Annotated in this window: 12 protein-coding genes; 2 read left to right on the top strand and 10 right to left on the bottom strand. The window is 41.3% G+C overall.

Going from position 1 to position 11587, the window contains the following annotated elements; genetic code table 11:
- Nucleotide 1: 1 nt before the first annotated feature.
- The 4 genes from CE058_RS08775 to CE058_RS08760 form a co-directional block, all read right to left on the bottom strand.
- Entirely contained in the window at nt 2-1357 is a 1356-nt protein-coding gene (locus tag CE058_RS08775; RefSeq protein ID WP_163141979.1) for an aspartate aminotransferase family protein, read from the bottom strand.
- Nucleotides 1358-1602: 245 nt separating this feature from the next.
- Nucleotides 1603-2580, bottom strand: a complete 978-nt coding sequence (locus tag CE058_RS08770) for a S66 family peptidase (protein ID WP_163141976.1) — start codon at nt 2578-2580, stop codon at nt 1603-1605.
- A 409-nt stretch (nt 2581-2989) separates the two neighbouring features.
- Nucleotides 2990-4456 carry an NAD(P)/FAD-dependent oxidoreductase gene (locus tag CE058_RS08765; RefSeq protein WP_163141973.1) on the bottom strand — a complete coding sequence of 489 codons (1467 nt, stop codon included), beginning with the start codon at nt 4454-4456 and terminating at the stop codon, nt 2990-2992.
- Between the two features lie 217 nt (nt 4457-4673).
- Nucleotides 4674-4844: a YjcZ family sporulation protein gene (locus CE058_RS08760; RefSeq protein ID WP_048009382.1), complete on the bottom strand. Its 171-nt coding sequence runs from the start codon at nt 4842-4844 to the stop codon at nt 4674-4676.
- A gap of 193 nt (nt 4845-5037) precedes the next feature.
- On the opposite strand from CE058_RS08760, the gene CE058_RS08755 reads away from it, so the two are divergent.
- Nucleotides 5038-6132: an SGNH/GDSL hydrolase family protein gene (locus CE058_RS08755; protein WP_163141970.1), complete on the top strand. Its 1095-nt coding sequence runs from the start codon at nt 5038-5040 to the stop codon at nt 6130-6132.
- A 73-nt stretch (nt 6133-6205) separates the two neighbouring features.
- Here CE058_RS08755 and CE058_RS08750 read toward each other — a convergent pair whose 3' ends face one another.
- The 4 genes from CE058_RS08750 to rsgA all read right to left on the bottom strand — a co-directional run bounded on the left by CE058_RS08750 (nt 6206) and on the right by rsgA (nt 8895).
- On the bottom strand, nt 6206-6703 hold the full coding sequence (locus tag CE058_RS08750) for a PTS sugar transporter subunit IIA (RefSeq protein ID WP_048009384.1): 498 nt from the start codon (nt 6701-6703) through the stop codon (nt 6206-6208).
- A gap of 18 nt (nt 6704-6721) precedes the next feature.
- Nucleotides 6722-7162, bottom strand: a complete 441-nt coding sequence (msrB, locus tag CE058_RS08745; protein ID WP_048009385.1) for a peptide-methionine (R)-S-oxide reductase MsrB — start codon at nt 7160-7162, stop codon at nt 6722-6724.
- The gene (gene msrA / locus CE058_RS08740; protein WP_048009386.1) at nt 7162-7698 is read right to left on the bottom strand and encodes a peptide-methionine (S)-S-oxide reductase MsrA; all 537 of its coding nucleotides are present in this window, start codon (nt 7696-7698) and stop codon (nt 7162-7164) included. The genes msrB and msrA overlap by 1 nt, the downstream gene beginning before the upstream one ends.
- A gap of 138 nt (nt 7699-7836) precedes the next feature.
- The gene (gene rsgA / locus CE058_RS08735; protein ID WP_163141967.1) at nt 7837-8895 is read right to left on the bottom strand and encodes a ribosome small subunit-dependent GTPase A; all 1059 of its coding nucleotides are present in this window, start codon (nt 8893-8895) and stop codon (nt 7837-7839) included.
- A 467-nt stretch (nt 8896-9362) separates the two neighbouring features.
- Between rsgA and CE058_RS08730 the strand changes: the two genes are divergently transcribed.
- On the top strand, nt 9363-9989 hold the full coding sequence (locus CE058_RS08730) for a DUF4397 domain-containing protein (protein WP_286167945.1): 627 nt from the start codon (nt 9363-9365) through the stop codon (nt 9987-9989).
- A 65-nt stretch (nt 9990-10054) separates the two neighbouring features.
- On the opposite strand, the gene CE058_RS08725 is transcribed toward CE058_RS08730, so the two are convergent.
- On the bottom strand, nt 10055-10636 hold the full coding sequence (locus CE058_RS08725) for a YpmS family protein (RefSeq protein WP_048009389.1): 582 nt from the start codon (nt 10634-10636) through the stop codon (nt 10055-10057).
- On the bottom strand, nt 10626-11465 hold the full coding sequence (locus CE058_RS08720) for an SGNH/GDSL hydrolase family protein (RefSeq protein WP_163141964.1): 840 nt from the start codon (nt 11463-11465) through the stop codon (nt 10626-10628). Before CE058_RS08720 ends, CE058_RS08725 begins: the two co-directional genes overlap by 11 nt.
- Nucleotides 11466-11587 lie beyond the last annotated feature (122 nt).

Raw genomic sequence — 11587 nt, 5'->3', positions numbered from 1 at the left:
GTTATTCAGCCTCTTCCTCACCAGGATTCAGATGATCTGAGAAAATCTGCAAAGTCTTTTCAAACCGCTTTACCAGATCATCAATTTCCCTTTTGGTAATGGTCAGCGGCGGTGCAATCAATACGGCATCCCCGTCTGTGCCATTTGTGCCCGCACCTGCAGGGTAAATAAGCAGACCCTGTTCCTGTGCTTCCTGTATTAACCTCTGAGTCAGACCGAAGCTTTTTGTAAACGGCTCTTTAGTCAGAGGATCCATTACAAATTCAAGTCCGACCATTAGCCCTTTTCCTCTTATATCACCAATAAAGGGAAATTTGGATTGCAGCTTAGTCAATTTATTTCTTAAATACACTCCTTTGCTTTCTGCTTCCGGGATAATATTGTTTTTCTCAATATATTCAAGCACTGCGAGGGAAACTGCACATGACTGCGGATTAGCACTTAACGTATGACCGCTCATAATGCTTTTTGAACCTGCCAGTATGGGCTCCATTACTTCATCGCTTACAAGTGCAGCCGCAATCGGGGCATACCCGGCTCCCATTCCTTTTCCAAGTGCGACAATATCAGGCTTTATATTCCAATGCTCACAGGCAAGCATGGTGCCTGTTCTGCCAAAACCAGTCATCACCTCATCAGCAATAAATAATAGGTCATTCCGCTCACAAATTTCTTTGATTATCCGGTAGTAATCCTTTGGAGGTGTAATAGCCCCCCCTGCAGCCCCAATGACTGGCTCTGCGATAAACGCAGCAATATTCTCTGGCCCTATCCGTTTAATGACGGTTTCAAGTTCATGTGCACACAGATAACCGCATTCAGGGGCTTCCAGATTGTATGGGCACCTATAGCAATATGGAGGATGAATGACAGGGAAATCCTCCAGCAGCGGTATGAAGCGAGCCCTTCTGCCCGTATGTCCTGACATTGATAAAGCTCCAAGAGTTATGCCATGATAGCTCATCCACCTTGAGAGCACCTTTGTTTTTGTCATAATGCCTTTTTCCTGCCAGTACTGAATCGCTATTTTCATAGCTGTTTCTGTGGCCTCAGACCCGCTGTTCACAAAAAAGCTCCAATTCAAATCGCCAATTGCAGCCTCCGCTATTTTATGGGCAAGCTTTTCAGCTGCCCCGCTTGTAAATTGCGAGCGATATACAAAAGAAACTTTTTTTGCCTGTTCATGCATTGCCTCAATGATTTCCTCCACACCATGGCCAATATTGGCTGTTATCGCGCCAGATGATGCATCCAGGTATTCCTTTCCGTCCATGTCATATAAATAAACTCCCCTGCCATAATCTATGATCGGGTACTGCGCATCAAGCATCGGCTTAATCAAGTTCGACTGGTTCATCAGCGTACTCCCTCCAACTATAATTGCGAAATTTGCCTGCGGCTAATCAATATCCGCCGATGGCTTCATGAGCTTTCACAGCAAATCCTCAATTCTACAAGCCAACTATTCTCTACCATTTGGCAATATAGTAAATTGTATGAAGTCACTTAAGAAATCTTTCATAAAAGAATTTTGCAGAGTTATCTATTTTTCGCTGCAAATAAAAACAGCCGCTATCAAGCGGCTGCTCAAAATTCATTTTCCTAATTCTGTTCAATCCAAATTTCACTTTCAGAACCTTGTGCTTTTATAACTGCTTTGCCTCCAATTGGGATAGTGGCATAGGGCTGAACATGGCCGAAGTTTACATTTGTGATTACAGGTATGCCTCGAAGCTCTTTTTTGGATACAATAATTTTCTTCAGTGCTTCATCTGTCACTTGAGAATTTTTCTGAAACCTTCCAATGAGGATTCCTTTGATGTCACGGGCATCAGGCAGGTGCAAAAGTGATTGAAGATCCCGATCAAAGGTGAGAGCATGTGATTCCTCATCATCTTCAATAAATAAGATTGAATCCTTTAAAGAGGGCATGAACTCTGTCCCCTGCAGCAAATTAAGCGTGCATAAATTCCCTCCAATCAATCTGCCTTCTGCAATCCCTTCCTGGATTACCGTATACCCATTATTTTTGATGAACTGCCTGTCTTCCTGATCGAGATACCATGGATCATCACTCCAATGTGATGATGCTGCAATTTCATATGGGGCATCGTTTGTTACTGCGTTAATAAAAGATTCCAAAGTGTACTCAAACCCATGCTTTACACCGAAGCTTGAAAAATGCGGGCCAGAATAGGTGATCAAACCTGTTTTTTTATAAATGGCCCCCTGCAGTGCAGTGATATCACTAAATCCGCAAATGATTTTTGGATTATTTTTTATAATCTCGAAGTCTATGTAATTTAAAAGCTGGTTGGCGTTATAGCCGCCGATCACTGTCAGGATTCCCTTTACATTTGGATCAGTAAAAGCATCATGCAAATCTTCAATTCTTTCTTCTATAGAAGTACTGAAAAACTCATCATGCTCTTCTGCATTTTTGCCGTATGTCACTGTGAACCCCAGCTGGTTCAGCCGCTCCTGGGCAATTCGCAATTGTTCGCCTTTTATGATGGCCATACTTCTGGACGGTGCAATGACCCGGATCTCATCGCCGGGCTTTAATCGCTCTGCAAGCATTTTGTCCTCTCCTTTTTCACTTTCAGACTTAGATTGTTTTACATTTTATCAAATACGGGGTCGTTAGGAAATAACTGTTTTTATTGTAAGGCTCTTTTTCAAAGATTATTGTTGTTTATGTATTCAGCCCGTTGATTTCCGCTCCAGGCACGCAGAGAACCCGCGGGGAGGAATGCGAGCCTCCTCGGCATCGCCTGCGGGGTCTCACACTTCCCTCTCCTCCCGCAGGACATTGAAAAAGTTTCCTCGAACAAACAACGCACGAAGTAAATGCGTCAGCATTTTCGAGGATAAAGTGCCCACAGCGAAGATCAGCTCAGCAAATTAAACAAAGTTATGATAAAGCAACATAGTTTAAGAAAACAGCCTATTAAAAAAAAGGCCTGCTTTTCAGCACGGCCTTCTGTTCTTATACTAATGCAGGTTCTCTTCTAGGTGCATTACTTGTCTTTTCGATAATATCCCTTGCAATCCAGACACCGCAGGCACCCGCCTGTGCAAGTCCTCTGGTGATGCCTGCACCATCCCCGCCGACATATAGTCCGCTGATTTCCGTTTCGAAACGGTCATTCAACTTGGGACGTGCAGAGTAGAATTTTGCCTCCACACCGTAGAATAGGGTATGTTCTGATGCAAGGCCGGGAGATACATGGTTTAATGCCTCTGTCATTTCAATCAGGCTTTTCATTGTATTATATGGAAGCACAAGGCCTAAATCGCCAGGCACCGCTTCCTTTAAGGTTGGTTCAAGGAAGCCTTCTTTAATTCTCTTCTCGGTAGATCTTCTTCCTTTTAATATATCTCCATACTTTTGAACAATGATTCCGCCGTTTGAAAGGCTGTTGGCAAGCCTGGAAATTTCATGCGCATATTCATTTGGCTTATCAAACGGTTCCGAGAATGTATGGGATACCAGCAGCGCAAAGTTCGTATTCGGGCTTCCCAGCTTAGGGTCTTTGTAAGCATGGCCATTCGCAAGCATGATTCCTGAGTGGTTTTCCACTACAACATGGCCGGAAGGATTGCTGCAGAATGTCCGCACTCTTGTACCGACAGATGTATTAAATGTGAACTTTCCTTCGTAAAGATGTTTATTAATCTCTTCCATGACTATATCCGAAGTTTCAACCCGCACGCCAATATCTACCTGATTATTGATCATCTTCAAACGGCGTGACTTCAGGAGGTTTGCCAGCCAAACTGATCCATCTCTCCCTGGTGCTACAACTACCTTATCAGCAAGAACTTCATTTCCGGACTTAAGCTTAACTCCCAAAATGCGATGGCCATCAGGGGTTTTCTCTGTTATGAGATCTTCAACTTCTGTCTTATAGGACATATCAATTTTTTCACGTAAATATTCATAAATGCTCTTTAGGATTTCAAGATTCTGCTCAGTGCCCAAATGTCTGACCTGCGCACGAAGCAGTTTAAGTCCTGCTGCATATCCGCGGCGCTCGATATCCCTCACTTCATATGTCATTGGGTCTGTAATGCTTTCAGTCGCGCCGTGCTTCAAATTGATTTCATCTACATATTTTATCAAATCAACAACCTGGGAGTCAGGGAGATAATCGGTCATCCAGCCGCCAAACTCACTCGTAATATTGAATTTTCCATCTGAATAAGCCCCTGCTCCGCCAAATCCATTCGTGATAGAGCAAGCCGGCAGGCAGCCGGCAAATTCTTTTCTTCCTGCTGCCGGCGGGCATTTAGCAATCTTTTTCTGTAAAATCGGACAATTTCTTTTATAAATATCGTGTCCTTTATCAATTAATAAAATTTTTGCTTCAGGCATTTTCAATGTTAATTCATAACAAGTAAATATTCCAGCCGGTCCAGCACCGACCACAATAACATCATAATTTGTATTCATCGTCCTATTCCCCCAGACGCATTATTCGTTAATATCATCAACCAAAGGTAACTATATCAAATACAATAGAGCAGGTCAACATTTTTACGAACTATTTATTTAATTTTATATATAATGTTCGTATTTATAATAATTTATGTAAAATTCCGTTAATAATTCAGTGTCCAAAAAACAGAAGGCTGCTCATTACGAGCAGCCTTCACAATATCCATTTATATTACCAATTTCCGCAGCAGCATGCTCCGATAATAATCAATAGAATGAACAATACGACGATCAATGCAAAACCGCCATATCCACATCCTCCATAATGAGCACCAGCAACAGGATAGCCATATCCCGGATAACATTGGTCGTAGCCCGCACCGGCAACTGCACCTTTATACATAAATAATCACTCCTCAACAAGATTTCTTGGGCATTTTCAATATTAATGTATGTAGGGTGAACTTGACCCGCATGTGCATTTGCCCATTTTTATAAAAAAACGCTCTAACTCCATTTTAAAACCTTCCCCCTTTGCCATTAATAGGGTACGATGAACGTAAGAGATTCAGATAAGAAGCGGAGGATTCAAACCAATGAAGAGAAGGAAGATTGGCATATATTTTTTTATCATCACTTTTATATATGGTTTGTATCATTTGTTTGATAGCCTATCTAAAGTTGAAGGGGCAAATCCAACTAACGTGTATCAAAAGCTATCGTCAAAAGAAAATATCAATTACCTGATTATCGGGGACAGCATTGGCAGAGGGTCAGGTGCGACCTCCAAATCATCGGCATGGTTTACAAGGCTTGAGAAGCATCTGCATAGTGAATTTGGGATTAAAGCCAAAAGACATTCCATCGTCCAAAGTGGTGCCACTGCATTTGAAGGTTTATATAAACTTCAGCAATCCGAACATTTAGGAAAAATTGATTTAACTTTTATTGTATTTGGGGAGAATGACCGCAAATATATGGATGAGAAACAATTTTCTTATTTCTACGAAGGGCTTATCCGGAAAACAAAACAGCTTTACCCTGATACCGAGATCATAACCATTACAGAAAACCCGCTTGATAATGAAGCGTTCGTTCAGGCGATTTCTTTTATTTCCAGCCATTATGGCGCAAAGAATGTGGATATGAGAAAACCTTTTGAACTATCGGGATTACCTGAAGAGGAACTGACAAAGGATTTAGTCCATCCAAATGATGACGGCTATGAAATATATGCAGATACCTTGATAAAGAAAATAAGGGCGCTTACCGGCAGTCATGCAGAAATTGCAGAGCTTTCTGCCCCTATTCATGAAAATGCGGACATCGAAATATCATCCATCCCTCATGTGACAGATATATCTGGATCATTTATTCACAAAGACGGCATTTGGGAGAGCCGCAAGGCTGGAGACACTCTTGAATATCAATTTAGCGGCCCTTTCCTTGGGGTCGATATGATTCGAAGCGAAAAAGGCGGGAAGATGGATGTGTTTATAGATGATGTGTATATTACATCCTTATCCGCCTGGTGGCCGCTGACTAAAGAAAGATATCAATATATTGTCAGCGGTCTCGAAGACGGACAGCATTTAGTGAAGTTTATTGTGGCCAATGAAAAATCAGTGAATAACAGTACTGACGATGCCGTTATTCAAATCTCCTCCATCCTCACCAGGGCAGACCAATGAAGGGCAAAAATAGAAGAAGACTGAAAAAAATAACTCGAAAAAAGCCGCCAATATTATCAGCGGCTTTTTCTCATTATTTCGGAGTAACTGTCATTACTGTTGAAGTGCCTCTCGTTACAGCTCCTGCTGCATTTTTCTCAAGAGAAGCAACCTGGTCGCCATTAGTGATTATCATTGGTGTTACTGTGCTCTTTGCCTTTTCTTTAACCAGCCCTAAATCAAATGTGACAAGCTTATCACCTTCACTGACTTTTGAACCCTCGGAAATATGGGTCTCGAATCCTTCCCCTTTCATGGAGACCGTTTCAAGGCCTATATGGATTAAAATCTCGGCACCATTTTCAGCACGAATGCCAATTGCATGCTTGGTAGGGAATACTTGAACAACTTCTCCATTTACCGGGGAAACAACCACCCCTTCTGAAGGTTCAATTGCAATGCCGTCCCCCATCATTCTTTCTGCAAATACGGGATCAGGCACCTCTTCCAGATTAACCGCTGTACCCGTCAAAGCAGCCTTAATTTCAATTGTTTTGACTGTTTCCTTTTTACCAAATAATTTCTTGAACATAAAAACACCATCCAATTCTTAGTTTTCATTATTAAATAGACGCAGATATTCTTTGTAGCCTTCTTCCTCGAGTTTTTCCTTAGGGATAAACCTGAGTGCAGCAGAATTAATGCAATAACGGAGGCCCGCAGGTCCCGGCCCATCATCAAAAACATGACCAAGATGGGAATCGGCTGATTTGCTTCTCACTTCTGTTCTGACCATAAAGTGACTGCGGTCTTCTTTTTCCACAACTTCTTCATCCTGTATGGGTTTTGTAAAGCTGGGCCAGCCGCATCCTGCGTCATATTTATCTTTTGAGCTAAAGAGAGGCTTTCCGGAAACGATATCCACATAAATCCCATCTTTAAATTCATTCCAATACTCATTGCGGAATGGCGGCTCTGTGCCATTATTCTGAGTTACTTCATATTGCATGGGATCAAGTTTCTGCTTTAAATCTTCTCTATTTTTTGCCATTATTCTTCACCCCAATGTTTATTAATAAATGCTTTTCTTCCAGAGCCGGTTTGATAGGCATTGTATCTATCCGGATTTTTTTTGTAATAGTGCTGATGATATTCTTCTGCAGGATAAAAGTCTGAAGCAGGCAGAATCCTGGTAACAATCGGTTTTGTAAATGGACCAGTTTCTTCAAGCTTTTGTTTCGATTCTTCTGCTAACTGCTTTTGTTTTTCATTGTGATAAAAAATCGCTGTCTGATAGGATTGGCCGCGATCATAGAACTGCCCGCCGGCATCTGTAGGGTCAATCTGCTGCCAATATAATTCAAGCAGCTTTTCATATGGGTAGACCTCAGGATCAAATGTGATCTGAACCGCTTCATAATGGCCAGTAGTTTCCGAACAGACTTGCTGGTAAGTCGGGTTTTCTACATTCCCTCCGGTATATCCGGATAGTACTTCTTTAATTCCAGGCTGTTCATCAAAAGGCTTTACCATGCACCAGAAGCAGCCTCCTGCGAAGCTTGCCTTTTCGTATTGTTTCTCTGTCATTCTGCTCCACCTCTTTCCGGCACTTTTCTATCTTTACTTTTTCCCTTAAAATGATGATTTAAAGCTATATACATAAGATTAATGAAAAGATTCATTTTATGCAAAAGAAACCTCTTTACAAAAGAGGTTTCTGAATCTTTACATTCTTTTATTCTTTGCTCCAGCACTTATTTTTTTCCAGCGTTTGCGTTCTTCAGATTGGGCTCGTTTATCCTGCTTTCTATCCAGATATGCGAGTTCCTTGAGAAGCTTCTTATAGCTGCTAAGACGTGCTCCTGATATGCTTCCTTCTTCTATTAGCATATGCACAGCGCATCCCGGCTCATTTTCATGTGTACAGTCCCTGAATCTGCAATTTTCAGCGGCTTTCTCAATATCTGTGAAGCTTTCTGAAAGACCGCTTTCGCTTTCCCACAGCTGAAGCTCTCTCATTCCTGGGGTATCAATCAGTATGGCACCCTCAGGAAGAAGGATGAGCTCCCTGTGAGTAGTTGTATGCTTTCCTTTATCATCACTTATTCGAATATCCTGGACCTTTTGCTTTTCCGCGCCAAGAAGGTAATTGGTAAGCGTGGACTTTCCAACACCTGAAGAGCCGAGCAGTGCGATTGTTTTTCCAGGCTTCAAAAACGGCTTAAGCAGGTCTATTCCCTTCTCTTCCATCACGCTGATTGAGATAACAGGAACACCCATGGCGACGGTGTCCACCTCAGCAAGCTTTTCCTCCAGATTCTCACAAAGGTCAGCCTTGGTAAGAACAATCACTGGAGCTGCCCCGCTTTCCCATGTTAAAAGCAAATAGCGTTCCAATCTTCTTAAGTTTAGATCCTCATTAAGTGAATTAACCAGGAATATGGTGTCTACATTAGCAGCTACAATTTGTTCTTCCGTATTCACCCCTGCTGCCTTCCTTGAAAATTTGCTTTTTCTTGGAAGGACAGCATGAATAGTACCCCGCTGTTCATCCGCTCTTTCTTTAATGACAACCCAGTCACCTACAGCAGGAAAATCCTCCCTTGATGATGCATCGAAAGAAAATTTTCCTGATACTTCACAAAGCATTTCACCCTTATCTGTCCATACACGATACATTCTTTTATGCTCTAAAGCCACCCGGCCCATTTGATATTCTTTTTCTTCATACGCTGAAAAAGCGTCTTTAAAAAAGGGATCGAATCCAAGTTTATTAATTGTCAATGTTTTGTTCCTCCATGCTTATCGAATATTTTTTTACATACAAAAAACCATAGGCAATCAGCCCATGGTTTGATCATGCAAAGTTCAATAAGCAGAAAAAAACAATCTGGTCCGCTCGATTAAACGAATTCCATTTGGGCTGTGCCTGAATTATTTACAATGGACGTATTTGCGTTAAATTCTCTTGTCATAGCACATCACCCGCTTTCGTTTATTTGTTTATATTATATGGAATTTCGATCCAGAAGTAAAGTCCTTTTATTTCTTGTGGCATTCACACAGGGAGAAGCATATGGTATTAAAGCAGATTTAGGAGGGAAATTATACCTACTGAGAGAAATCAGCAGTGGTACTTACAAAAAGCGGCAAAATATGATCTTTTGGCTCAGTATTTTAAATACATTGATGCAGCACAGCATATTGCTTTTTACTATAAACATTTACATTGCCTCAATCAGGCTTTTCGAATGATGCGTACAAATAATTCTGCGCCTTCTGAAGAAGCTCATCAGGGACAGCAGGCACGAGTACGGATGTTCCATGGTTCCCCTGATGCCGGTCCGATTGATATTTATATAAATGGCACGCGAATTTTAAAGGACTTTTCATATAAAGAAGCAAGCGGTTATGCTGCACTGCCTGCAGGCAAGCATCAGATAGACATATATCCGGCTGGCAGCATGGTTTCCACTCTTTTAAGCAGAAAAATCAATGCTGCTGCAGATAAAGTATATACAATTGCGGCTGCTGGGAATTCAGCAAACTTAAAGCTTGTCCTATTAGAAGATCAGCCTGAAGTGCCTGCCGGCGAAACAAAAGTCAAATTTGTCCACCTGTCACCCGATGCTCCTGCAGTTGATATTGCCGTAAAAAACAGGGATGTTGTTTTCCCCAATATCGCTTTCAGGCAGGCAAGCAAATACATGGCACTAACTCCAATGACCGTCGACTTGGAAGCCAGGATAGCGGGAACCCCAAATTCAGTGCTGTCCATCCCTCGAATGCAATTTAAAGCAGACCAGGCCTACACTTTAGCGGCTGTAGGTTCCGTGGCCACAGAGCCTGAGCTCGAAGTAATTATCATTGCAGATTAATGCTTTACCGCTTATCAAGCATCAAAAAAGGGAACCCTCCAAAGCTGCGGAAGGATTCCCTTTTCTCATTTAACCGGAACAAGAAGGGTAAAACGAATATCATCCTGTTTTAGATTAAATTCATCCACTTTTACTTTCACATCACTTTTTAGCTTCATTTCCTGCAGTGACACATAAATTCTTTCTTTCTGCGGCTGAATGGTAACACCTTCCGGAAGCTTGTAGCGGTCTTTTACCAGCTTCAGAACATGTGAAACTGGAAGATTCAGCTGCCCAACAGATATAGACTTTTGCTGAAGGACAACATCTCCATTTTTCAAGGCTTCTGGTTCAAATGACAGTTTCATCTGCAGATCCTGGCTGAAGAAAGGGATTGTGCCATATAAATCAACTTCATCGTTTAGGAGGACCTTGTAATCTATTGCTCCTGTCAGCCCTTCTTTTTCAAGGTAGTGGTTAATGACTCTATTCAAATCTTCTTTATTGGCTTTTATGTTAAAAGGAACGTAATTATCACTATTCTCGGGGATCGCTGTGTAGTCTTCGTCATCTGCCGGTATACTGATAAAAATAAACAGCACAGCTAAAACGAGTGCATTAATCGCCAGCAGTGCAAAAAACAGCCTTTTCCATTTTCTATCTTTCAATCAACTTCTCTCCATTTCCTTCAGCTTTCCTTATATACGGAATATCTTTCAGCACTTCCTCTGTGAGTATTTGATGGACCCGACCAGCTATTAATTCATAGCCTTTATCATTTGGATGAAAATAGTCTGTATATAAAAGATTATCATCGGTATTTTCAAATATATCATCTATTTCAACAAAATAAGTGCCTGGATAATTTCTCAATATATCCTGGCTTGTGTCATTCCAATCTCCAAGAATAGCATTAATTTCCGTTATTTCTGAAAACCATTTTAAAAAGGGATTATATAAGCCTATTAAGACAATTTTACTATTTGGGTTTACCTCTTTTATCGAATCTAAAACCTCAGTCAGATTTTGTTCATAGATTTCTTTTTCCTTGGCAAAGGCCCTCAGCTTTAGGTTTGAAAAGTTTTCACGGACAACTTTCATAACGTCATTGCCGCCAATGGTTATGATCACCGCGTCTGCATTCTTTACAACATCTTTTACCTCATCTGTCCCCAGCTTTTTCAATAATTGATCGGAACGATTGCCTTTTACACCGAAATTATAAAAAACAGCGTCTTGAACACTTTTGTCTTTTTCCAGTGACATTTCAAGATATGGCACGTACCCTCCACGTTCAGTACTGTCTCCTACCCCTTGGGTTAAAGAATCACCTACTGCAGCAACAGTAAGGTTTCGAGGAAAAAAACCCAATGGAATTTCTTCTTTAACTGTCAGGCGGGATTCTTTTTCAGAATGAATTATATCGCTGTGGTTAACTGAACTGCAGGAGGCGAGAAGCAGCATGATCCAAAAGATGAGGGTGAATTTTTTTATCATACTATCACCTGCCCATTTTTCTCATTCATATTATAACATGCAACTCAAATTTAAAAATAATCAGCATTGTTCCTGCAGCAGCAAGGACTAAACTGAAAAGAAAAATAGACCTCGTCCAAGGT

This window comes from Bacillus sp. 22-7 (assembly GCF_010628845.1).
Classification (GTDB): domain Bacteria; phylum Bacillota; class Bacilli; order Bacillales; family Cytobacillaceae; genus Cytobacillus; species Cytobacillus firmus_B.
Note: the sequence above shows the minus strand (reverse complement) of the source record. Positions and strands in the feature narration are given on the sequence as shown.